The organism is Micromonospora sp. DT233, from assembly GCF_049841815.1.
Lineage (GTDB): Bacteria > Actinomycetota > Actinomycetes > Mycobacteriales > Micromonosporaceae > Micromonospora.
The window spans coordinates 94565-117470 of sequence record NZ_JBNCLB010000007.1 but is presented as its reverse complement, the minus strand read 5'-3'; the positions used below and the strand labels follow the sequence as shown (position 1 = coordinate 117470).

Here is a 22906-nt window from a genome sequence, read left to right as displayed (position 1 = left end):
GGCGCACCACCATGCGGTTGGCGATGATCTCCGGGGACGGCCTGCCGGTCAGCGGGCTGCTGACCACCTTCCGCAACGTCGTCGAGCTGGCCCGCGACGACGGCCTGCTGGAGCTGCCGGTCCCGGCCGACCTGGGCTACTCGTGGCGGCCCGACAAGCCGACCTTCTACCCGGCCGGGGCGGGCGCCCACGGGTACCCCGACTGGCTGCGGGTCACCTCGGCGGTCCCGGTCCCCGACGCCCCCGCCGGCACCCCGCCCGGCCCCGATGCCGACGACGTCGCCGGGGAGTGGTTGGCGCTGCGCAGCGCCGTCGCCGACGCCCACCTGCTCGACGCCGCCGCCCGCGCCGACCTGCGCCGGCGCGTCGCCGCGCTGGCCACCCCGTACGAGCGGCACTTCACCGCCTGGTTCGCCGAGCACGACGCGGACTGGGTGATCGCGATGAACATGACCCTCTCCGACGCGACCCCGGTGACCCTGGCGCTGCACCGCGCCGCCCGGCGGCGGTGGGGCGGGGGCCGGCCCGGCGGGGTGGTCTTCTGGGACCACGACCTCTTCGCCAGCTACGCCGTGCACGAGGGGGCCGCCCGGGTCTACCCGACCGGCCCGAACGAGTTCACCCCCGTGCCGCAGGACGTGCCGTACCACCGCTGGGTCGTGCCCACCGAGGAGCTGGCGGCGGAGTGCCCGGCGTACCCGACGCGGGCGAAGCCGCTCGTGGTGCCGCTGGTGCTGCCCACCGTGCGGCCGGCGACGATGGCCGACCCGCACCGGGAGTTCCTGGCCCAGCGGGGCGTCCCACCGGGCGTGCCGGTCGTGCTGGCCCCGGTGCGCGTGTTCCGGGTCAAGGGCGTCGAGATCTCCGTCGCGCTGCTGGCCGCCGTGCGCCGGGAGGCCGCCCGGCGCGGCGAGCCGCCGCCGCACCTGCTGGTCTTCGGCACCCTCGACGAGGACCCGGAGTACGCCGCCGAGGTGCTGGCCGCCCTGCGGCAGGCCCCCGAGGGCGTGCACTTCCTGGGCGGGGTGCCGCTGTCCACCCACCGCGACGACGCCGGCCGGTGGCACCTCGACGAGGTGGACCTGCTGCGGGTGGCCGCCGCCACCTGCGGCGGGGTCTTCTACACCCCCAACCGGCCGGACGTGGAGAGCGTCGGGCTGGGCCCCGCCCTGGCGGCGGTGGCCGGGGTGCCCTTCGCCACCACGGCGTACAACGCCCTGGACGGCGCGTACGACGGCGGCCTGGACCACGTGCACGTCGCGGACCCCAGCGCGCTCGACGCGCCGGCCGCCGAGTTCGTCGACCAGCTGGCACAGCTGCGCGCCGGGTCGCCGCAGCGCCGGGCCGCGCTGGCCCGCAACCGGGAGACCGTGGCGCGCAGCTTCCCGCCGCAGCCGTGGCGCAGGCTCCTGGCGGAGCTCGCCGGGTCGGTGCGCGTCACACCTCGATGAGGCGCTTGGTGAAGCGCAGCCGCACCCGGTCCGGTGGCCCGGCGACGAAGGCGGCCGTGTCGGCGAGCGCGGCGATCAGGGGCAGCCCTCGGCCGCCGACGACCAGCGGGCCGGGCAGCCGGGCACCGAGTGCTCCGCCGTCGGGCGTGCGACCCCGGTTGCCGACCTCGATCAGGCAGACGTCGTCTTCGATGACGATGGCGACGTCGACGACGCTGTCGGAGTCGGCGTCGGCGTGCAGCACCGCGTTGGCGCAGGCCTCGCTGATCAGCACGGCAAGGTGCCCGGAGCAGGACTCGACGGCGTCGGTGAGGCTCAGCAGGGTGGTGAGCACATGGCGGGCGCACGTCACCGAGGACGGCTCACGCGGAAGCGACAGCGTCACGCTCGCCCGCATTGCGTGGCTCCTCTCCGGCCCGTGCGTGACCGACGGACTGCCGCAGCACACCTTAGGGGCAGTTGCCCCGGCCTGACCAGCATTACCCGCAGTTGCGCAGGGCGAAACGGCCGGGGTCGGCGACGCCCGCCGCCCGACGCCGGTCCCGGCGCCGGGGGGCTTAGGGTGAGCGGGGTTCATCTAGGCGGGGAGGCTGTCGTGGGTCTGCTGTTGTCGGTCCGGCCGGGCCGGGGTTGCACCGTGCTCGAGGTGCACGGCGAGCTGGACATGGCGACGTCCCCGCAGCTACGCAAGGGCCTGCAACGGTTGGTCGACGCCGGTGACCGTCAGGTAGTGGTGGACCTGGCCGGGGTGGGGTTCATGGACTCCAGCGGGCTGGGCGTGCTGGTGGCGATGTTCAAGGCGTTGCGGGCCGCCGACGGCCGGTTGTGCCTCGCCGCGGTGCAGCCCTCCGTGCGCAGCGTCCTGGCGGTCACGTCGGTGGACCGGGCCATCACGGTCTACGACGACGTGCCGGCGGCCGAGGCCGACGCGCCGGCCGCCGACGGCGCGACCGGGCGGTAGTCAGCCCGGCAGCGCGCTGCTGGCCCGTGCCTGGTCGGCGCCGGCACAACTACGCCGCTCGTCGCCGTGCCCGCCGTGCCAGTCGACGATGAACAGGGTGGCGTCGTCGGCCAGCGCCGGGCCGCTGACCTCGAGCACGGCGTCGGCCAACGCCCGGACGGCCTCGCGCGGGTGCAGGTCGGTGATCGACCCCAACATGGCCGGCAGGTCGAGGCTGGCGGCGTTGCGCTCCCGCATCCCGTCGGTGACCACCACCAGCCGGTCACCGGGGCGCAGCGTGATCTCGGCGGAGCGATAGTCCTCATCGTCGAACATGCCCAGCGGGAAGTTGGCCGGCAGCGCCAGCACCCGGGTCTCCCCGTCGCGGACCAGCAGCGGCGGCACGTGCCCGGCGTTGAGCAGCGCACACACCCCGGTACGCAGGTCCAGCCGGCCGATGACCGCGGTGATGAAGCTGCCCGACCCGGCGGAGTGCGCGGCCACGTCGGCGTTCGCCGCGTCGGCCTGCTCCACCAGTTCGGCCCCGCGCCGACGGTTGTTGCGCAGGCTGCCCACACCCAGGGTGGCCGTCAGCGCGCTGGCCACCCCGTGCCCCATCGCGTCGGTGACGCTGAAGTGCAGCACGTCGCGGGCCACGCTGTAGTCGAAGGTGTCCCCGCCGATGCTGGCGGCCGGTTCCAACCAACCGGAGAGGGTGAACGAGCTCCCCTCGCAGGTGAACGCGCTGGGCAGCAGGCGACGCTGGATCTCCCCGGAGAGGGTGAACGGGGTGGTGCGCTGCCCCCACTCGAACAGGTCGGTGTGCCGCCGGTTGGCGATCACCACGAACGCCAACAGGTGCGCCGTGCGGGCGATCTCCTCCAGCGCCCGCTCGGCGGGCTCGGCCGGCAGGATCATCTCGAGCAGGCCGATCACCTCACCGCGGTCGGTCACCGGCGCCAACACCGTCCACCCGTCGGGCTGCGCGACGACCCGCACCGTCTGGGTGCGCAGCGCCTGCTCGACGGGGCCGCCGTCGAACGGCAGCACCCTGGCGACCTCGTCGCCGTCGCGGCGGCCCGCCCCGGGGTCGCCGGGTGGCGCGTGGGCCAACCGGACCAGCGCCCGGCCGCTGAGGTCCGCGATCAGGAACGCGACGCTACGGGCCCCCAGCGCCGCACCGAGTTCCCGGGTGACCGCCTCGACCGCATCGACCGGCGAGGCGTTCTCCGCCGCATCCAACATCTCGGCCATGAGCCACCCCCGACTGCTCTCCACCGCCGAAGCCTACGAGATCGACCGGACCGTCGCTGAGCGCGGCGACCGTCGCACGAAGCGCACCACCCGGTACGCCTACCAGCGCCGACCGACATGGCCGCACCCGCCCGCACAACTCCACCTCCGTCACCGACCTACCGGAGCTCCACCGGGGTCGACCGTCGTCGTCGGTAAGTCGTGCGTCGCCCGGCCCGGACGACCGCCCTGCCCGGGGCCACCTGAGCAGGCCGCCAACCCGCAGCACCCGCCCCGCAGCACCCGACCCGCAGGCCCTGTCCCCTTACGATCGCGGGATGTTCCGGCCGACGTACCCGATCCGCACCGCGCGACTCACCCTGCGCCCGGTCACCCTGGACGACCTCGACGACGTGCACGCCTACCAGCGCCGCCCCGACGTGGTGCGCTGGATGCTCGGCGCCGAGCCGCGTACCCGGGAGCAGTCGCGCTCCTCGGTGGTGGCCATGGCCGGCGAGGACGCGCTGCGGGCGGAGGGTGACTGCCTGACCCTGGCCGTGGCCACCGGCGCGAGCGTGATCGGGGCCGTGGAGTTGGTCTGGCGCAGCCAGGCGGACCGCACGGCCGAACTCGGGTACGTCCTGCACCCGGACCACGGCGGACGCGGGCTGGCCACGGAGGCTGCGGCGGCGCTACTGGACTGGGGTTTCGGCGAGTTCGGGCTGCACCGGGTCTACGCCCGGTGTCACGGCCGCAACGAGGCGTCCGCCCGGCTGATGACCCGGCTCGGCATGCGCCAGGAGGCACGCCACGTCGAGAGCTACCTGTTCCGGGGCCAATGGGCCGACCGGCTCGTCTTCGCCGTCCTGGCCCACGAGTGGCGGGCCCGCGCCGACTGAACCCCCGGGCCGGTCGACGCAGGACAGACCCGAACGATGAGGAGGACGCGTGCGATTGGCGCTGGACGCGCTCCTGGCCGAGGTGCCCACCGAGCAGGTGCAGGAGGCGCGGGCCTTCTACCGGTCGAGGATGGCCGGTCGCGGCCCCCGCACGCTGGAGGAGTTGAGGCAGGCGCGAACGAGCAGGTCGGCTCCTCGTCCCGCCGACCCGCCTGCCGTCGAGGAGACGATCGAGGCCGCGCGGGCGCGCGTACCGGTCCGGGTCTTCACGCCGGCTGACGGCGCGAGTACTTCATCCAGGCGTACGTCGGCCAGGTGCCCGACCGGACCGTCGCCGACATCTCCCCCGTCTACGGCGACCTGCGCGGGCTGCCCCCGACGCTGCTGGTCGTCGGCGCCGATGACGTGCTGCTGGAGGACAACCTGGCGATGGCGGGTCGGCTGTCGGCGGCCGGCAACGACGTGGAGCTGCGGGTCTACCCGGAGTCACCGCACGGCTTCACGGGCCACCCCACGGCCCTGGCCCGCACGGCACTCGCCGGCGTCGACGCATGGCTACGCGACCGGCTCAACGGCGGGTGACCGGCTCCGCAGCGGCTGACCTGTCGACGCACGGCGCTACGCCGCTTCGGGGAACCATCCCGTCCGGGTGAAGTAGTCCACGCAGGCGCCGAACCGCGCCTCGTCCACCTCGGGCCGGGACACCCCGGTGCCGGCCAGCGCGGCGTCGGTGGCAAGGGAGTCGAAGAGCAGGCCGCCCTCCGAGCCCGCCCCGGTCAGCTCCGCCCCCAGCGTCCCGAGCAGCGGGAACGCCGCGTTGGCCGGGTCCGCGCCGACCCGGTCCAGCCACTGCCCCGGCTCGACCTCGGGCAGCGGGTACCCCCGGGAGCGCAGCCAGCCCAGCGCGGTGTCCAGCCGCAGCAGCCGCCCGGCGGCCAGGTGGAAGGTGCGCCCGGCCGCCGAGGGCAGCCGGGACAGGGTGACGACGGCGGCGCTGACGTAGTCCACGGGCACCAGGTCGAACGCGGCGTCCACCCCGGCGGGGGCGGCCTGGGCCTGGACGCAGCCCTTGAGCAGCAGCCACAGGTAGTCGCCGCGCTGGCAGGCCCCGGTGCGGCTGTGCCCGGCGATGCGGGTGGGCCGGTAGACGGTGGCGGGCAGTGACCGGGCGCGGGCGGCGTCGATCAGCCCCTCGGCGACCCACTTGCTCCGGGTGTAGCCGTGCTGCAGGGCGTGCGCCGGGCCGGTGGGGTGCTCCGGGCCGATCGGGTGGTCGGCGGGCGCGGCGTACACGCCGACGGTGGAGACGTGGTGCACCGGCACGCTGCGGTGCCGGGCGGCCAGCCGCAGGATCTCCGTGGTGCCGCCCACCGTGGCGGCCCTGAGCTGCTCGTACGGGGCGATGAGGTGGACGGCCGCGCCCACGTGGTACACGGCGTCCACCCGGCGGGCCAGCTCGTCGAAGACCTCCTCGGGCAGCCCCAGGCGGGGCTGCGACAGGTCACCGAGGACGGTGACGATGCGCCGCTCGTCGCGGTCGTCCCAGTTGCCGTAGTCCACCATGACCCGGCGCAGTCGGGTCGCGGCCTGCTCGCGGTCCGCGCCGCGCACCAGGCAGTGCACCACGGCGTCGGTACGGTCCAGCAGGGCGCGCAGGATGAACGCGCCGAGGAACCCGGTGGCCCCGGTGAGCAGCACGTGCCCGGGGTTTCGCGCCACCCGGACGATTTCCCCGGCGGCGACGACGTCGGCCGGCAACCGCACCTCGGCGGCCAGGTCGACCCCGCGCTCGGGTACGCGGGCGTGGTCGGCCAGCGCGGCGAGGCCGGCGACGGTGGGCGTCGCCGCCAGGGCGCCGAGCGGGATCGCCACCCCCAGCTCCTGCCGCAGCCGCAGCACCAGGCGGGTGGCCAGCAGTGAGTGGCCGCCCAGCGCGAAGAAGTCGTCGTGCACGCCGACGCGGGCCGTACCCAGGATGTCCCGCCAGATGCCGGCGACGGTGCGCTCGGTGGGGGTGTGCGGTGGCACGAACGAGGCCGCCGGCTCCGCCTCGTCGGGGGCGTGCGGCGGTAGCGCGCCCAGGTCCAGCTTGCCGCTGGCGGTGCGGGGGAACGCCTGCACCGGCACGCAGGCCGCCGGCACCAGGTACTCGGGCAGCCGCCCGGCGAGCGTACGGCGCAGCGCCTCCGGCGGCAGGACGGTCCCGGCGGCCGGCTGGTAGTACGCGACCAGGCGGGTGCCCTGCGGGCCGGCGTGCCGGGCCAGCACGGCGGCGTGGGTGACCCCGGGCACGGCCTGGACGGCGGCGGCGACCTCCTCGGGCTCCACCCGGTGTCCACGGATCTTGACCTGGTTGTCCCGCCGGCCCAGCCACTGGATCCGCCCGTCGGGCAGGTGCCGGGCCAGGTCACCGGTGCGGTAGAGCAGCTCCCCCGATCGGTTGGGGTCGGCGACGAACCGTTGCGCGGTCAGCTCCGGCCGTCCCAGGTAGCCGGCGGCCAGCGGCGGGCCGCCGACGTGGATCTCCCCCACCGCGCCGATCGGGCAGAGCTGTCGCCGCCGGTCCAGCAGCAGCACGCGGGCGCCGGCCACCGGGCGACCGATGGGCGGCAGGTCGGGCCAGGTGTCGGGGTCGGCGTCGAGACGTTCCGCGGTGACCACGTGCGTCTCGGAGGGGCCGTACTGGTTCTCCAGCGTCGCCTCAGGTGCCCACCGGCGGAAGAACTCCCGCAGGGCGGGCGTGGCGTGCAACTGCTCCCCCGCCGTGACGACCTCCCGCAGGGTGTCCGCCGGGCGGCGGGTGGCGCAGGCGTACTCGGCGAGTTGTTGCAGCGCGACGAACGGCAGGAACAACCGCTGTACGCGTGCGGCGGCGAGCAGGTCGAGCAGGCGGCCCGGGTCGCGCCGGGTCTCGTCGTCGACCAGGACCAGGGTCCCCCCGGTGGCCCAGGTGGCGAAGAGTTCCTGGAACGCCACGTCGAAGCTGAGCGCGGCGAACTGCAGCGTCCGGGTGCCGGGCCCGGCCACCGACCGGGTGCCCTGCCAGGCCAGCAGGGTGGCCAGCGCCCGGTGCGGCACGGCCACGCACTTGGGGCGGCCGGTCGAACCGGACGTGAAGATCAGGTACGCGAGGTCGGCGGGCCCCACCACCGGCAGCTCCACCACCGGCGCGGCCGGCAGGTCGTCCAGGGCGACCGCCTCGACGCTGGCGGGGAGCAGCCCGGCCAGTTCCCCGGTGACCAGGGCGACCCGGATGCCGCTGTCGGCGGCCATGGCGGCGATCCGCTCGACCGGGTACCCCGGGTCCAGGGGCAGGCACGCCCCGCCGGCCTTGAGCACCCCCAGCACCGCCACGGCCAGCTCCGGTGAGCGCCGCAGGCAGACCCCCACCGGACGCCCGGCCGCGCCCCGCGCGACCAGGTGCGCGGCCACCACGCCCGCCGCCCGGTCCAGCTCCGCGTAGGTCAGCACCCGGTCGCCGTGCACGACCGCCGGCGCGTCCGGCGTACGCGACGCCTGGGCGGCGACGGCCTGGTGCGCCAGGGGCGGCCCGGCCGGGGCGGCGGGCCCCGACGCCCAGGTGTCGAGGAGCAGCCGACGCTCGGCGGCGGGCAGGACGTCCAGGTCGTGCAGGGGCCGGTCGGGGTGGGCGACGCCCTCGGTCAGCAGGGCCCGCAGCCGCTGCGCCAGCCGCTCGGCGGTGGCCCGGTCGAAGAGCTCGGTGGAGAACTCCAGGTAGCCGTCGAAGCCGCCGCGCGCGGGCACCAGGTGCAGGAAGACGTCGTACTTGGCGGTGCCGGAGTGCAGGTAGAGCCGCTCGGCGTGCACGCCCGGCAGGTCCAGGGCCGGTGCCGGGGCGTCGTCGACCCCGATGACCACCTGGAACAGCGGGAAGCGGCTCGGCGAGCGCGGCACCGCCAGCTCCCGCAGCAGGTGCGCGTACGGCACGTCCCGGTGCGCCACGGCACCCCACACCTGCGCCTTCGTCCCGGCGACCAGCTCGGCGAAGGTGCCGTCGGCCGGCACCCGCTGGCGCAGCGGCATGACGTCGGTCAGGCAGGCGATCATCGGTTCGAGGATCTCGTCGTCGCGGCGGGACACGGGGGTGCCGAGCACCACGTCGTCGGTGCCGCCCAGCCGGGCGATCAGCGCGGTCAGCGCCGCCGCCAGCACGGCGAACGGGGTGGTCCTGGCCCGGCGGGCGAGCGCGCGGACACCGTCGCCGAGCGCGGCGTCCAGGGCGAACTCGACCCGGTCGCCGGCCGCGCCGAGGATCGCCGGCCGGGGCCGGTCGGTGGGGAAGGACGACTCGGGCGGCGCGTCGCGCAGCGCCTCCCGCCAGTACTTCACCGACTCGGTGCGCTCGGCGGCATCCGCTTGGCGCTGCCGTCGCGCGTACGGGCCGAACTGCAGCGGCAGGGCGGGCAGCTCGGGTTCCGTGCCGGCCAGGGCGGCCCGGTAGTGGGCGCTGAACTCGGTGTCGAGCAGGCTGAAGCACCAGCCGTCGAGCACCGCGTGGTGGATCGCCACCACCAGCACCGCGTCGTCGTCGGCCACTTCGAGCAGCGTCGCCCGCAGCAGGGGCGGCCGGTCCAGGGCCACCGGCCGGGTCGCCGCCGCGACCTGCGCGGCGGGCAGCTCGTCCGGACCCACCCGGCGCACGTCCAGCGCGACCGGGGCGGGCGGCAGCACCGTCTGCCACGCCCGCCCGTCGACCAGGGACAGCCGGCTGCGCAGCGCCTCGTGCCGGGCCACGATGGCGGTCAGCGCCCGCCGGACGGCCACCGGGTCGATCCGCGCGCCGCGCAGCCGGTACGCCCACGACTCCACGTACCGGGAGGTGCCCTGCTGGAACTGGTCGTTGAGCCAGATCGACTCCTGCTCGAACGACATCGGGTGACCGTGCGCGGGCGGCGGGTCGGGCATCATCATGGGGACGCTCTCCGGTTCGGGGCGGGGCCGGGTCACAGTGGCGGGTCGGGACGGCCCGACGGTCCGGGGTGGGCCGGGTGGGTCACAGACCGGCGAGCAGCGCGGCGCGGTCGAGCTTGCCGGTGGTGGTGGTCGGCAGGTCGGCGCGGCGGTGCACGCGCTGCGGCACCAGGTGCGCGGGGAGCGTGGCGGCCAGCGCGCGGCGCACCTCGGCGGGGGTCCGCGCTGCGGCGCCGGTGTCGGCAGCGTCGCTGGCGGCGTCGGCGGCGTCGGCGGCGTCGGCGGCGTCGGCGGCGTCGGCGGTGAAGAAGAGGGCCAGCCGGTCGTACCCGCCGCCCGGGGCGGGGACGGGCACCACGGCGGCCTCCCGGACGCCGGGCAACCGGCGAGCGGCGCTCTCGATCTCGCCCGGCTCGATCCGGTGCCCGGCGATCTTGACCTGGCGGTCGGCGCGGCCCCGGAAGTGCAGCAGCCCGTCGGGGTCCAGGTAGCCCAGGTCACCCGTGCGGTACCCGCGCACCGGCTCCCCGTCGCCGAGCGGCAGCACGGTGAAGGCCGCCGCCGTGGCGGCGGCGTCGCCGACGTACCCCAGGGCCAGCCCCGCGCCGGCGAGGCAGATCTCCCCCACCGCCTGAGGTGCCGCCACCCGGTCGCCGTCCAGGACATACACGGTGGTCTCGGGCACCGCGACGCCGAGCGGGATGCCGTCCGGGCGGTCACAGTCGGCGGCGTTGACCCGGTGGGTGGTGGCGAAGACGCAGCTCTCCACCGGCCCGTACCCGTTGAGCAGCACGACCTCCGGGTACCGGGCCAGGAAGCGGGCGACGTGGGTGGGTGAGAGCCGCTCGCCGCCGGTGACGACCTGACGGACCCCGGCGAAGCAGGGACGACGCGGGTCGTCCTCGTCGACGAGGAGGTTGAACAGCGACGAGGTCAGCCAGGCGGTGTCCACCCCGGCCGAGGCGACCAGGTCGGCGAGATCGTCGGGGAGCAGGTAGTCGGCGTCCGCGATGGCGCAGGTGCCGCCGCTGGTCAGCGGGCCCCACAGCTCCAGGCCGGCGGCGTCCCAGGAGACCGGGGCGGCCTGCAACACCACCCGGCCGGGCCCGAAGTCGGCGAAGCCGCGCGCCGGGAAGAGCCGGGTCGTCGCGCGGTGCGGGGAGAGCACCCCCTTGGGTACGCCGCTGCTGCCCGAGGTGAAGAAGACCGCTGCGGCGGCGGCGCCGTCGACGTACACCGGCGGGGGTTCGTCGCCGCGCGACGCCGCGTGCGCCAGCGGCTCGTCCGGCACGACCCACCGGGGTACGTCCCCGCGCGTCCCGCCGTCGGCGACCAGGACCGGCGCCCCGACCAGGCCGGTGATCTGGTCGATGCGCTGCGCCGGCCAGCGGCGGTCCAGGGCCGCGTACGCCGCGCCGCACTTCAGGACGGCCAGCAGCACCGCCACCAGCCGGGGCGACCGGGGCAGCAGCACCGGCACGATCGTCCCCGGTCGCACGCCCGCCGCCCAGAGGCCGGCGGCGTAGGTGCTGGCGGCGGCGTCGAGGGTCGCGTAGTCGACGCGCTCGCCCCGGTGCACGAGCGCGACGGCTGCCGGGCGACGGCGGGCCTGGCGGGCCACCGCCTCGTGGATGAGCCGAGGGACGGCGGGGGCGGCGGGCTGGGGCACGGGGCGGGCTCCTGGACGTCCGGCGGGACTGGGATCGCCAGCAACCGTAGTCACCGCTGCGTCAGCCACGCCATTGAGCCGCCGAGGCATTCGGCGGCGAAGCAGTCCCCGGCATCGGCCCGGCGACGCAGCTCATCCACATCGCCCCGCTCCCGCAGCAAGTCCACCAACGTCCAGCCGAAGAAGTCGTTTCCTGCATCAGCGGCTGGACGCAGCACCGCCTCCGCCCCGTCAAGGTCGCCCTGTTCCCGCAACAACTCCGCCAATTCCCGGACAGCCGAGTAGTCCCCGGCGTCGGCGCGGCGACGCAGCTCGGCAACGTCGCCCTGGTCCCGCAGGAACACCGCGATCCCGTAGAGCGCTGCCTGGTCACCGGCGTCAGCGCGGCGGTGCAGTTCCTCCACCTCGCCCTGCTCCCGCAACAGCACCGCGAATTCCTTGGCGGCCGAGGCGTCTCCGGCGTCCGCGCGTCGACGCAGCTCATCGACATCGCCCCGCTCCCGCAACAACACCGCTAGGTCCTCGGCGGCTGAAAAGTTCCCGGAGTCAGCGGGTAGACGCAGCATGGCCACCGCTGCGTCCAGGTCACCGTGATCCCGCAGGAACTTCGCCAACTCCAAAACGGCCGAGTAATCTCCGATGTCGGCGCGTCGACGCAGCTCATCGACATCGCCCCGCTCGCGCAACAACATCGCCAGAAACGCGGCGGCCGAATAGTCTCCGGAGTCAGTACGGCCACGTAATTCATCCACGTCGCCCCGCTCATGCAACCACTCGGCCAGCTCTGCGGCGGCCCAGTCGTCACCGGCGTTTGCACGACGGCGCAGCTCGTCGGCGTCGTCCCGCCTGCGTAACAACCTCGCGAGAGCTCCGGCGGCAGGAAATCCCCCTCCGGAGTCGGTGGCCTGACGTAGTACCGTCACCGCCCCGTCAGAGTCACCCCGTTCCTGCAGCAGCTGCGCCAGATCCACAGCGGCCCCGTGGCCTCCGCTGTCCACAAGTCGGCGCAGCAGCGTTGCCGCCTCCTCAAGGTCACCGCGCGTTCGTAATAATTCCGCCAGCCGCCGCCAGGCGGAATGGTCGCCGGCGGCAGCAGGGCGACGTAACACCGTCACCGCCCCGTCGAGGTCGTCCCGAACCCACAGCCACTCCGCCAGCTCCCGGGCCGCCGCGTGATCTCCGCCGTCAGCGCGACGACGTAGTTCGGCGACGTCACCCCGCTCCCGCAACAATTTCGCGAGCGCTTCGGCGGCGAAGTCGTCTGAGGCGGCGGCGCGACGGCGCAGCTCATCGACATCGCCGCGCTCCCGCAGCCGCTCCGCCATCTCACTGGCGGCCCAGGGGTCTCCGGCCTCCGCACATCGGCGCAGCAGCGCCAGCTCCTCGTCACGGTCGCCCCGCTTTCTCAGCAGCCACATCAGATGATGAGTAGCCGAGTCCTCACCGAGTTGGACAAGGCGGCGCAGCTCATCGACGTCACCCCGTTCCCGAAGCCACCTGGCCAGCTCTTCGGCGGCTCGAAAGTCTCCGGCATCGGCGCGACGGCGCAGCTCGTCGACATCGCCCCATTCCCGCAGCAGCTTCACCAGTTCATCGGCGGCCCAACGGTCACCGGCCTCCGCGCATCGATGCAGCACTGCCACCAGGCCGTCCCGGTCGGAACGCATGCGCAACAATCTCGTCAGAGGACGTGCCACCGAGAGGTCTCCGGCATCCAGGCGTCGACGTAGGATCTGTGGTTGAGCGATCTCGAGTAGGTGATCCTGGATAGCGGCGTGACGAAACTGCCAGGCGGTGCCGCTGGCACGAAGGGTGACGCGTTCCGGGCGAGTGCCGTCCTCGAGGAAGGCGATCAGCCGTCGAGGCAGGATCGATCCGGGGCCGGATTTCGCGGAGAGCGCGACGTGGTTGATACGGAACCTCAGCCAGGAGCCTTCCGCGCCCACGAACGCGCCAGCGGCGAACAAGACAGCGCCAGCGGCGGCCCAGCGAATCGGGGATGCACCCACGAGGGCGCCGGCAGCAGCGAACACCACAGCGGCAATCAGCCCGTGCCGAGCGATGACAGCCAGCGCAAATAAATGGTTTGCGCGCAGAGTCGATGCCGGCCCCGAGGTTATGGGTCGCGTGTCTTTCACAGGCACCACGGATGCCATCCCGCCGCACACCACTCCGGCGAGCAAGGCGACCAGACTATCCACCACCATTGCTGACCCCGTACTGCACAACAGACCGAACAACAGGTGCCACAGGACCCGACGCCCCCGGTCGGAAGCCCTCCGACTCACCAGCCAGCGGAGAAACTTCCACCTGATCGGCCACCGGCGGGCCACTGCAAAGCGGGGAATCGCTCGTTGGAACCTGTGGGGGAAGACCTGATTGAACATCCCGATATAGCCGGCGGCCAGCAGTTCCGCGAGGACCGTTGCCGTGCCGAGGGCACGTGCCCAGCCCAGCCAACCGACCAAGGCCGTCGACACAACGAGCACGACCGCCGCAGCAAGTCCGCTCAACTGCCGCCGAAGCGTCCGGTGCGGCCGGGGAGTCAATTCATCCCAGGGCAGCTGCCACCATCGAAGATCACGGCTTCCGTTCAGGTAACCCAGATAGGCGAGGTTACTCAGCCAGCGGGCCGCATCCGCGGATGAGATGGACCGATCCAGGTGCGAGGATTCGCCGGCCGTGTGGTAAACGGCGCTGACGTAGCCGTCGATCAGCCGGGCGGCGATCTGGCCCCCTGCGCTGAGCCGGGTCAGCTCAGCAGGATCATTATCTCCACCAGCGTTCTCCTCGCCAGGACGCAGACCGTAGGTGTCCTTCGCCAGCCCCGCCATCAGTGGCGTCGACAACGCCTTGGCCAGATTCCCGGAAGGCTGCTTTCGCAGCACGTCGAACACCGGATCCCATCGTGACTGACGTGACGCCGGCTCGGAGAGGAAGGCGATGACGTTCTCCGACGACAGCGGCTCCAGTCGCACGATCGCCGCACGCGTCAGCAACCCGCCTGCGGCAACCACCCGCTTGAACTCCTGAACACGGCACGTCACCACCACACCACGATCGGCCGATGCGAACCGCTCGATCTCCCGCACGGCCGCCGGCTGCAAGGTCTCTTCGATCTCGTCCAACCCGTCCAGGACGGGCAACACCCACCACCCGGCGCGGTCGCCGTCGACAATCCTTGGCTGCGATGCCAGACGCCGGGTCGCGTCCAACGGCAATCCGAAGTCCTCTTCCAACCGCCGCGCAACAAATTCAGCCACCGAGTCCTGGGCCGGATTCCATGACGACAGTGCCAGCAAGACCGGCACCGGCTCTCCCGGCAGTGACTGCGACAGCAACTGGTCCACCAACATCGACGCCAGGACGGTTTTTCCCGCACCCGGCTCGCCGATCACCACCAACTGCCGCCACGGCAACTCCCGCAACCGCTCCGCGACCACCATCACATCGCCGTCGAAGGGCGCGACCTCCCAGCCCGGGCAGTCCGGACCGGCCACGTCGAACACCGCTGACCGGCTGGCGCTGACCTCCGCAGACATACGAAAAGACACCCGCAACGGAGCAGGACGATACAACCGGTGCCGCAAAGGACTGCAGCGCAGGCGCCCCAGCACCGCCACGGCCAGCTTGGACGCGACGTCCGGCAGGTTGACGTCGTCGCCAGAGACGTGGCGGCGCAGCATCGGGCCCACTGACGGCACAAACGCCGTGAGTAGGGCAGCCATCACCGCCAACACCACCACCGTCGGCGGCTTCCCATCGGCTGCCTGGGACCAACCCACGACGACGGCCGTTACCGCAAGAGCCACGGCAACCGATACGACAACACCCCAGCTCTTTCGCCAGAACATGCGGAAACCGTACGACCCGCACTCAACGACCGGCAGCGGCGGACTGTTGAAGTCGATAGCCGCTATATTTGCGCGCGTGACCACGTCTGTCTTCTATGCGCCACCCGAGGCCGTAGGCAGCATGCTCGACACCCCGGCAGCCCTTGCCAGCTGGGACCGAGCCGGCTCACCGAGCCAGAATCGGTCCGCGGCGTTCATCGCCGAGGTTCACTCGATCGTCGCCGAGCAACTGCGCTGCGCACTCCATCCGCTCGCGCTGCGGCTGGACGTGGCGTTGCCGGGCACCGTACCCCTGCTCGCACGCAACGACCTCGACAACTACCTGTACCCCCTTGTCCCGAAGCTTGCCGCGGCCTCTGGTCGGCAGTTCGCCTCGGTCTGGGCCAGGAAGCGGCATGCCCCGACATCCTCGGTCGCGGTCGGCGCGGCTGAACGAATCCCCGACCCCGGTGGAACGTACTCCTTTCAGGTACGCACGACGGCGTCGTCGGCCTCCACTGCCTACAAGCAACAAATTCGCAGTCAGATCAGCATGGAACGGCCATTGCCCGAAGGCGGTGTCGCCCTCCAGCTTGCGTTCGTGGTGGGGCCCCGCCGCGCTTGGTCGAATCTGTGGAAAGCCACAATCGACGCGCTCGGTCCGATACTCGGCCGCGATCCGGGTGCCCACGAGTGGAACATCCGCGACGGCCGCATCACCGACCTCGGGTTGCACTGCAGCGTCGACCCGGCCATGGGCGACCACGTCGACATTGCGATCCGCGCCAACGCGGCCGGCCAGTAGGGCTGGAATCGCGGTCGGCGCTCAGGGCTCGGTCGCCGCGATCACGCCGGCGAGGGTGTCGCTGTCGAAGAGGACCTCCGGGCTGACGCGCACACCCAGCTCCTTGCCGATGCGGGCGCAGATCCGCATGGCCTGCAGGGAGGTGCCGCCGAAGTCGTAGAAGCTGTCGGTCGCCGCGACGTGCGGCACCTTCAGCACGTCGGCGACGATCCGCAGGACGGCGTCGTGGTGGCCGGTCGCTGGTACGGCGATGTGCTGCTCGGTCAACGCGTTGTTCCCACTCTCGCCTCGGACGGGGTGGTGCTCGGGCGACGCCCGGCAGCAACCGTAGTCACCCGGCGGGAATACGCCAACGAGTCCTCCCACGTCGGAGGCCGGATCGGAGGCGACGTCACGCTCAGCGCAGGGCGGCGTGGGCGTCGGCGAGAAAGCGGTCGCGATCGCCGCCGTGCGCGTTGGCCGCGTGGTAGACGGCGTCGATCGCCGCGACCAGCGGATCGTCGGCCGCCAGGGCCCGCACCGCGAGGTACCCGGCCAGCTCGACGTCACCCGCACCCCGCGACACGTCGTCCGGCTGAAGCGAGACGGTGGCGTGCGGCGGCGCGGGGTCGGCGACGAGCCAGACGTACTGGGTGTGGCCGAGGTGCTCGATGGGCAGTGGGGCCAGTGGGCGCCCGGCCTCGGCGTCGGCGAGCGCCCCGGCGACCCATTCGACCTGCTCCAGCCCGGCCGCCCGCGCCGCGCGGCGGGCCGCCCAGCAGGCCGTCTCGCGTTGGCGGTCGGCGGGCAGCGCCTCGATGCGGTCGAGCAGCGGGCGATCGATCCGGGCGAGGAAACCCGCCTGGCTGAGGAGGTCACGGACCCGATCCGACGGCGCGGCGCCGCCCCACTGTTCGGCCTCGCGCTCGGCCCGCCGCCGGCGCTCCTGCTCCGCCCACGCGGCGGACCGTGCCGCCTTTTCGGTCGCCTTGGCGGCCTGCGCCCGCAACGCCGGCAGCCACGGGTACGCCCCGGCGGTGTCGAGCAGGTGGTCCCAGATCAGGCCGAGGGCGAAGGCGTGCCGGCCCAGCACCCCCTCGTGCCGCAGCGTGACGCCGTCGGGGCCGGACGTCAGCCGCACGGTGCTCGGCTCGTCGTCGGGCAGCGTGGTCAGCGGGTCGGGGAAGATCGGCTCGGCGGCGGTGGCCCACGACCAGGTGAACGTCTCGTCGTCGACCCGATCCAGCCGGACCTCCAGGTCACCGACGGGGAGCACCCCCACCGGCACCTCGACCGGCGCGCGCCGGTGGCGAACCACCGTCACCCGGTCCAGGCCGGAGTCGTTCGTGTACGGGTCGACCGGCCGCGACCGCAGGGCTGGGTGCGGGCGGTAGGCCGGGCGCGGCACCAGCGACAGCATCGCCCACTCGGCGGCCCGCTGCGGTTTCTGCTCCCAGCCGCGCCCGTTCGGGTCGGCCAGCACGGTTCGCCAGGGGGTCTCCTCGGCCACCGCCCAGACGTGCAGCTCGTGCTGCTCGGGCGGGTCGTCGTCGGTGCGACGGGTCTCGTGCAGGCGGTCGCGGGCGTGCACCCGCACCCGGATCAGCCCGCGCGGGACGGCGACGTCCAGGAGGGAATTATCCGCGCCGCCGCCCATGATGCTGACGACCGACAACAGGCCGGTGGGGCTCCAGATGGTCGCCTCACTGATCGCGTCCCAGCCGCCGGTCTGCCCGCCGTCCCGCGTCGGCTCACCGTCTGGTGGCGGCGGGGCCGGCAGGACCCGGACCCGGGCCTCGACCTGACCGGTATGGGTGCCGCTGAAGCCGGTGAACCCGTTCGGCCCGCCGACGTGCAGCAGGTCGTCGCCGAGACAGTAGATCTCCAGGTCGGACACGCCCGGCACGGTGTACACCCGGTACTGGCAGTAGTCGACACCCAGCGGTCCCCAGTCGTTCACGAAGCGATCCTAGCCACAGTGGACCTTCGTGCGAGGGCCCGCGTCAGGGGCGCTGCGCGGCCTCGACGAACCGCGCCAGGTTCGCCAGGGCCATCCGGGTGCCGGCGGCGTTGTCGGCGGCACTGACTCCGGCGGGCAGCCCCTCGTGCACGACGACGACCTCCGTGCCGCCGTCGGCGTCGGCGAGCGTCGTGGTCATCGTCATCACGCCGCCGTACGCGGGGTCGGCGGTCTCGAACTCGATCACCTCGACCACCCGGGTGTCCGGCACCAGCGTGCCGAAAATGCCGTGGTACGTGTCGGTGTGCGTCCCCGACTTCCCGACGCGCTCCGGCGCGGCGTACGTCAGCGAGACCCGGAACGCGCCGCCCTCGCGGGCATCGAACTCGTGCACGTGGCCGGTCATGCCGGCCGGCACCCGCCACGTGGCGATCGCGTCGGCGTCCAGCAGGGCACGGTAGACGGCCGAACGGGGCGCGCGGACGTGCTGGGTGACCCGGGTCGACTTCATGAGGCGATCATCCTGCTCCACCCCCTATCCCTGACCGACGGCCTGGGCGATGGCGAGGGTGTGTTGGTATTCACGCCAGTGGGCCAACTTGCCGTCCCGGGTTCGCAGCACTGCGATGAACGGCGCCGAGGCGGTCGCCCCGGTCGTGGTGTGGGTGCCGACCAGTGCGTATTCCACCACGATGGTGTCGGCGTCGGCGGTGACATGGAGGGCCACGGTGCGGCAGTCGTCGAACCGGACCGGGAACGCCGACCGACCTTCCCGCGTGTATTGCAGCACCCGTTGCTTGCCCTCGACACGCGTGGGGTGCCCGGCGGCGGCGAACGGCATTTCGAGCACCACGTCGTCGGCGAGCAGGTCGGCCTGGTAGGTCGGCTGGTTCGCCAGCCACCGGGCCCGCATGTTGTCGAAGATTTCGGTTGGCGTCATCTCGCCCTCCCCGGATAATGAGCCCTGACTCAACTTAGCCCAGGATAATGAGTGGAGACTCATTTTGATAGAGGGATCGCCACTGCGCGCAGACGCGCGCCGGAACCGGGCGCGCATCCTGGACGCCGCCGAGGCAGTCTTCGCCGAGCACGGCCCCCGCTCCTCCACCGAGGAGGTGGCCCGCCGGGCGGGCGTTGCCATCGGCACGGTCTTCCGCCACTTCCCCACCAAGGACGACCTGCTCGCCGCGATCATGAAGCGACTGCTGACGCAGCTCATGGCGGCGGCCGAGAATCTTGATCTCTTCGCCTTCCTCACCCACCTGGTGGCGCAGGCGGCGGCGAAGAAAACCGTCGTCGACCTGCTCACCCGATCCGGGGTGGAGATCCGGTTACCCGACGCGGTGAGCCCCCTGGAGCAGGCGGTCGGCAGGCTACTGCACCAGGCCCAGGCATCCGGGGTCGTCGCCGCCACGGTGGCGCTGCCCGAAGTGATGGCGCTCCTCACCAGCCTCTGCCAAGGAGCCGTGCAGGGCGGCTGGGACGAGCAGTTGCAGGCCCATACCCTCGCGGTCGTCTTCGCCGGCCTGAAGCACGCCTGAGGCACATCCGAGGCACCGATTGCCCTGCTCATAGGACAGCCGGCCGCCCCGTCGGTACGGTTTCGGCGTGCCCATGATCCCCACGTCAGCGTCCACCCTGTCGCCCGCGCGCCGCTGGGCGGCGCTCGGCGTGCTCTCCGGCGCCGTACTCCTGCTCGCCATCGACGGCACGGTGCTGGCCCTGGCGGTGCCGTCGCTGACCGCGAGCCTGGCGCCGACCGCCGAGCAGATCCTCTGGATCGGCGACGTCTACTCCCTGGCCCTGGCCGGCCTGCTCGCCCTGATGGGGTACCTCGCCGACCGGATCGGCCGCAAACGCATCCTGCTGGCCGGCTCCACCCTTTTCGGGCTGGTGTCGCTCTACGCCGCGTTCGCCACCAGCGCGGAGTCGCTGATCGTGGCCCGGCTGCTGCTCGGCGTCGCCGGCGCGACGCTGATGCCGTCGACGCTCTCGCTGATCCGCAACATCTTCCCCGACGACGCGGAGCGCACCCGCGCCGTCGCCATCTGGTCAGCCGCCTTCGGCGCGGGCTCCGCCGCCGGGCCGATGATCGGCGGCTTCCTGCTCGAACACTTCTGGTGGGGCTCGGTCTTCCTGATCAACCTGCCGGTGATGCTCGTCCTGGTGATCTCCGGCCTGTTCCTGCTGCCCGAGTCCAAGGACCCGAACCCGGGCCGCTTCGACATGCTCTCCGCCGGGCTGTCGATGCTCACCGTCGCGCCGATCATCTACGCCATCACCCACCTGGCGTCCGCCGGCCTCAGCCCGATCATCGTCGCGACCGTCGTGGTCGGCCTGACCGCCGGCATCCTCTTCGTACGCCGGCAGCGCCGCCTGCCCAACCCGATGCTCGACGTGGAGCTGTTCCGCAACCCCGCCTTCTCCGGCGCGGTCGCCGCCAACCTCGTCTCCGTGCTGGGGCTGGTCGGCCTGCTCTTCTTCTTCTCCCAGTACCTCCAGTTCGCCCGCGGCTTCTCCCCGATACAGGCCGGCCTCGCCGAACTCCCCGCCACCCTCGCGTCCATCGCCGTGATCGCCCTGGTCAGCGTCGCCGTCACCCGCCTCGGCCACGGCCGCGCGATCGCCATCTCCCTCGCCGTCGCCGCCGCCGGCCTGGCGCTCGTCGCGCCTGCGGCGGGGCAGGCATCGTACGTCTGGCTCGCGCTCTGCCTCGTCCCCGTCGGCCTCGGCGTCGGCCTGTCGATGACCCTGGCCGGCGACGCGGTCCTGTCGGCCGCACCGCCGCACAAGGCGGGCTCGGTGTCGGCGGTGACCGAGACCGCCTACGAACTCGGCGTCGTGCTCGGCATCGCCGTGCTCGGCTCGCTGCTCACGGTCGTCTACCGCGCGCAACTCGTCCTGCCCGGGACGCTGCCGCAGGAGGTGCGGGACCGCGCCGAGGACTCCCTCGGCTCCGCCCTCGCCGTGCTCGAACCGGGCAGCGCGCCCGCCCAGGCGGCCCGGGACGCGTTCCTCGTCGCCATGCAGACCACGTCGCTGGTCGCCGCCGCCCTGATCCTCGCCGCCGGCGCCCTGGCCTGGTGGCTGATCCCCTCCCCCCGCGATAATCGATAACCTGCCCCGCCATCTGCGAAAGGCATCGCACGGGACGGAGCGCCGGGCGGGCGCAGCGACGATCCTAGAAGCCCAGTTGGCCGGGCTGGCGAGGTTGCGGCCCTTGCCCAGCACCAAGATTGAGCACGGTGTCACCTCGCCCGGGTGCGAGCGCAACGGGTGTGGTTGCAATCCTCGTCCGGCACGATGTCCGGACGCAGCATGTCAACGGCTGGCGGTCCAGCGCCCAGGAGGGCATGTTGCGATCCTCGCCCGGCGTAACGGCCGTGCGCAGCGTCGGTGCCGTCCTGGTCCAGGCGGATCGCCCGGATGTTGCGATCCTCGCCCGATCCGAAGGCAGGCGCAGCCAGCGCCGGCAGCGCGTTGTCCGTCGGCCGCGACTCGTTGCGATCCTCACCCGACCCGAAGGCCGGGCGCAGCGAGGACCGGGCCGCCCGCATCCAGGGCATGACGGTCCGTTGCGATCCTCGCCCGACCCGAAGGCCGGACGCAGCTGCGGGGTGGCGTCGAGGCCGGCGCAGAGCACCACCGGGCTGCGATCCTCGCCCGACCCGAAGGCCGGGCGCAGCGTGCCGGCGATCGACGTCACCTGCACCACCTCACCGCCGTTGCGATCCTCGCCCGACCCGAAGGCCGGGCGCAGCCACCGCCGCCGAAGAAGGCTGCGCCCGCACCGCCGAAGTTGCGATCCTCGCCCGACCCGAAGGCCGGGCGCAGCCAGAGCAGCCCAGCGAGGGAAACACGGGGAAGCCTGCCGGGTTGCGATCCTCGCCCGACCCGAAGGCCGGGCGCAGCGCGGCGGAGGTGTTGGCGGCCGAGGTCGGGTTGACGTTGCGATCCTCGCCCGACCCGAAGGCCGGGCGCAGCTTCCAGGTGCGGGCGAGCGCGACCGCCTCGCCGGTGTTGCGATCCTCGCCCGACCCGAAGGCCGGGCGCAGCCGGGTGGGTCACCGAGGACGGCCTGCGGCGGGCGGTGGTTGCGATCCTCGCCCGACCCGAAGGCCGGGCGCAGCACGATGCAGTCCAGCAGCGGATGCCACCGCGCCGGGTTGCGATCCTCGCCCGACCCGAAGGCCGGGCGCAGCGTTGACCGGGGTCACGGTCACCACCAACGACACCACGTTGCGATCCTCGCCCGACCCGAAGGCCGGGCGCAGCCGGCGGCGACCAGCGAGGCGGCCTGCATGGCGGTGAGGTTGCGATCCTCGCCCGACCCGAAGGCCGGGCGCAGCATGACGACTATGGCCCTCCGGCCAACCCAAACATCGGTTGCGATCCTCGCCCGACCCGAAGGCCGGGCGCAGCCTGCCAGTCGACGACCAGGACGGGGCGCCCGCGACGTTGCGATCCTCGCCCGACCCGAAGGCCGGGCGCAGCGCGGATGGGCCGGTGCACTGATCTCGACCGGCAACGTTGCGATCCTCGCCCGACCCGAAGGCCGGGCGCAGCCCGACCAGCTCCAGCGGGATGCGGAGCAGGAAGGAGTTGCGATCCTCGCCCGACCCGAAGGCCGGGCGCAGCAAGCGGCGCACGTTCGGCCTCGCCCCGGACGCCGACGTTGCGATCCTCGCCCGACCCGAAGGCCGGGCGCAGCCTCGTGTATGTCGAGCGCGTCGAGGCGCTGACCGTGGTTGCGATCCTCGCCCGACCCGAAGGCCGGGCGCAGCGTCGTGTCTCCCTTCACGACGAGGTACGCGCCCGACAGGTTGCGATCCTCGCCCGACCCGAAGGCCGGGCGCAGCACCGTCAAGGCGTAGCCGGCCTGAATAGGCCACCGATGTTGCGATCCTCGCCCGACCCGAAGGCCGGGCGCAGCCAGGCGGTGATGGTGCGCGACGGCTCAGGATCATCGGGGTTGCGATCCTCGCCCGACCCGAAGGCCGGGCGCAGCGCCGTGATCCCGGCCGTCGGCCGTGCCACCGTCGCGGGTTGCGATCCTCGCCCGACCCGAAGGCCGGGCGCAGCCCCCCCGCAGTACCTCGCGCTCGCCATTGTGGGCGACCGTTGCGATCCTCGCCCGACCCGAAGGCCGGGCGCAGCCCGACAAGCCGCTGAACATCACCGTGCCCGCAGAGCTGTTGCGATCCT

At 73.1% G+C, this 22906-nt stretch carries 16 protein-coding genes and 1 CRISPR repeat array (1 of these 17 only partly in view); of the genes, 7 read left to right on the top strand and 9 right to left on the bottom strand.

The genetic code is table 11. The features are described from left to right. Nucleotides 1–11: 11 nt before the first annotated feature. Complete coding sequence (locus ACLQ2V_RS17545; RefSeq protein WP_425719569.1) at nucleotides 12–1451, top strand: hypothetical protein; 1440 nt, start codon at nucleotides 12–14, stop codon at nucleotides 1449–1451. On the opposite strand, the gene ACLQ2V_RS17540 is transcribed toward ACLQ2V_RS17545, so the two are convergent. After that, nucleotides 1438–1848: an ATP-binding protein gene (locus tag ACLQ2V_RS17540; RefSeq protein ID WP_425719568.1), complete on the bottom strand. Its 411-nt coding sequence runs from the start codon at nucleotides 1846–1848 to the stop codon at nucleotides 1438–1440. The two genes, ACLQ2V_RS17545 and ACLQ2V_RS17540, sit on opposite strands and share 14 nt — an antisense overlap. A 198-nt stretch (nucleotides 1849–2046) precedes the next feature. Here ACLQ2V_RS17540 and ACLQ2V_RS17535 point away from each other — a divergent pair, with 198 nt between their 5' ends. Further along, nucleotides 2047–2412 carry an STAS domain-containing protein gene (locus ACLQ2V_RS17535; RefSeq protein WP_425719567.1) on the top strand — a complete coding sequence of 122 codons (366 nt, stop codon included), beginning with the start codon at nucleotides 2047–2049 and terminating at the stop codon, nucleotides 2410–2412. Here ACLQ2V_RS17535 and ACLQ2V_RS17530 read toward each other — a convergent pair whose 3' ends face one another. Continuing rightward, nucleotides 2413–3669: a PP2C family protein-serine/threonine phosphatase gene (locus tag ACLQ2V_RS17530; protein WP_425719566.1), complete on the bottom strand. Its 1257-nt coding sequence runs from the start codon at nucleotides 3667–3669 to the stop codon at nucleotides 2413–2415. 293 nt (nucleotides 3670–3962) lie between these two features. Between ACLQ2V_RS17530 and ACLQ2V_RS17525 the strand changes: the two genes are divergently transcribed. Next, nucleotides 3963–4523, top strand: a complete 561-nt coding sequence (locus ACLQ2V_RS17525; protein ID WP_425719565.1) for a GNAT family N-acetyltransferase — start codon at nucleotides 3963–3965, stop codon at nucleotides 4521–4523. 294 nt (nucleotides 4524–4817) lie between these two features. Then, nucleotides 4818–5105 (top strand): alpha/beta hydrolase, encoded by a 288-nt coding sequence (locus ACLQ2V_RS17520; RefSeq protein WP_425719726.1) that lies wholly within the window; start codon nucleotides 4818–4820, stop codon nucleotides 5103–5105. Nucleotides 5106–5141: 36 nt separating this feature from the next. Here ACLQ2V_RS17520 and ACLQ2V_RS17515 read toward each other — a convergent pair whose 3' ends face one another. The 3 genes from ACLQ2V_RS17515 to ACLQ2V_RS17505 form a co-directional block, all read right to left on the bottom strand. Then, nucleotides 5142–9416 carry a non-ribosomal peptide synthetase gene (locus ACLQ2V_RS17515; RefSeq protein ID WP_425719564.1) on the bottom strand — a complete coding sequence of 1425 codons (4275 nt, stop codon included), beginning with the start codon at nucleotides 9414–9416 and terminating at the stop codon, nucleotides 5142–5144. A gap of 121 nt (nucleotides 9417–9537) precedes the next feature. Next, nucleotides 9538–11124: an amino acid adenylation domain-containing protein gene (locus tag ACLQ2V_RS17510; RefSeq protein WP_425719563.1), complete on the bottom strand. Its 1587-nt coding sequence runs from the start codon at nucleotides 11122–11124 to the stop codon at nucleotides 9538–9540. Nucleotides 11125–11174: 50 nt separating this feature from the next. Then, nucleotides 11175–14978 carry an NACHT domain-containing protein gene (locus ACLQ2V_RS17505; RefSeq protein WP_425719562.1) on the bottom strand — a complete coding sequence of 1268 codons (3804 nt, stop codon included), beginning with the start codon at nucleotides 14976–14978 and terminating at the stop codon, nucleotides 11175–11177. A 76-nt stretch (nucleotides 14979–15054) separates the two neighbouring features. On the opposite strand from ACLQ2V_RS17505, the gene ACLQ2V_RS17500 reads away from it, so the two are divergent. Then, the gene (locus ACLQ2V_RS17500; RefSeq protein ID WP_425719561.1) at nucleotides 15055–15762 is read left to right on the top strand and encodes a hypothetical protein; all 708 of its coding nucleotides are present in this window, start codon (nucleotides 15055–15057) and stop codon (nucleotides 15760–15762) included. 21 nt (nucleotides 15763–15783) lie between these two features. Here ACLQ2V_RS17500 and ACLQ2V_RS17495 read toward each other — a convergent pair whose 3' ends face one another. The 4 genes from ACLQ2V_RS17495 to ACLQ2V_RS17480 all read right to left on the bottom strand — a co-directional run bounded on the left by ACLQ2V_RS17495 (nucleotide 15784) and on the right by ACLQ2V_RS17480 (nucleotide 18641). After that, the gene (locus ACLQ2V_RS17495) at nucleotides 15784–16029 is read right to left on the bottom strand and encodes an acyl carrier protein (protein WP_425719560.1); all 246 of its coding nucleotides are present in this window, start codon (nucleotides 16027–16029) and stop codon (nucleotides 15784–15786) included. A gap of 130 nt (nucleotides 16030–16159) precedes the next feature. Continuing rightward, nucleotides 16160–17701 carry a hypothetical protein gene (locus ACLQ2V_RS17490; RefSeq protein WP_425719559.1) on the bottom strand — a complete coding sequence of 514 codons (1542 nt, stop codon included), beginning with the start codon at nucleotides 17699–17701 and terminating at the stop codon, nucleotides 16160–16162. A 43-nt stretch (nucleotides 17702–17744) separates the two neighbouring features. Next, nucleotides 17745–18233 (bottom strand): SRPBCC domain-containing protein, encoded by a 489-nt coding sequence (locus ACLQ2V_RS17485; RefSeq protein ID WP_425719558.1) that lies wholly within the window; start codon nucleotides 18231–18233, stop codon nucleotides 17745–17747. A gap of 3 nt (nucleotides 18234–18236) precedes the next feature. Next, a complete protein-coding gene (locus tag ACLQ2V_RS17480) occupies nucleotides 18237–18641 on the bottom strand; it encodes a nuclear transport factor 2 family protein (protein ID WP_425719557.1) in 405 nt (134 codons plus the stop codon). Nucleotides 18642–18705: 64 nt separating this feature from the next. Between ACLQ2V_RS17480 and ACLQ2V_RS17475 the strand changes: the two genes are divergently transcribed. Continuing rightward, nucleotides 18706–19242 (top strand): TetR/AcrR family transcriptional regulator, encoded by a 537-nt coding sequence (locus ACLQ2V_RS17475; RefSeq protein ID WP_425719556.1) that lies wholly within the window; start codon nucleotides 18706–18708, stop codon nucleotides 19240–19242. 73 nt (nucleotides 19243–19315) lie between these two features. Beyond that, nucleotides 19316–20818 carry an MFS transporter gene (locus ACLQ2V_RS17470; protein WP_425719725.1) on the top strand — a complete coding sequence of 501 codons (1503 nt, stop codon included), beginning with the start codon at nucleotides 19316–19318 and terminating at the stop codon, nucleotides 20816–20818. A gap of 382 nt (nucleotides 20819–21200) precedes the next feature. Continuing rightward, nucleotides 21201–22906: a CRISPR direct-repeat array (repeat unit 37 nt; unit sequence GTTGCGATCCTCGCCCGACCCGAAGGCCGGGCGCAGC) (it continues 691 nt past the right edge of the window).

Coding starts and splice junctions, on each gene's coding strand:
- ACLQ2V_RS17525 (WP_425719565.1), top strand. CDS start 3,963: ATGTTCCGGCCGACGTACCCGATCCGCACCGCGCGACTCACCCTGCGC.
- ACLQ2V_RS17480 (WP_425719557.1), bottom strand. CDS start 18,641: ATGACGCCAACCGAAATCTTCGACAACATGCGGGCCCGGTGGCTGGCG.
- ACLQ2V_RS17515 (WP_425719564.1), bottom strand. CDS start 9,416: ATGTCGTTCGAGCAGGAGTCGATCTGGCTCAACGACCAGTTCCAGCAG.
- ACLQ2V_RS17540 (WP_425719568.1), bottom strand. CDS start 1,848: ATGCGGGCGAGCGTGACGCTGTCGCTTCCGCGTGAGCCGTCCTCGGTG.
- ACLQ2V_RS17505 (WP_425719562.1), bottom strand. CDS start 14,978: ATGTTCTGGCGAAAGAGCTGGGGTGTTGTCGTATCGGTTGCCGTGGCT.
- ACLQ2V_RS17470 (WP_425719725.1), top strand. CDS start 19,316: ATGATCCCCACGTCAGCGTCCACCCTGTCGCCCGCGCGCCGCTGGGCG.
- ACLQ2V_RS17545 (WP_425719569.1), top strand. CDS start 12: ATGCGGTTGGCGATGATCTCCGGGGACGGCCTGCCGGTCAGCGGGCTG.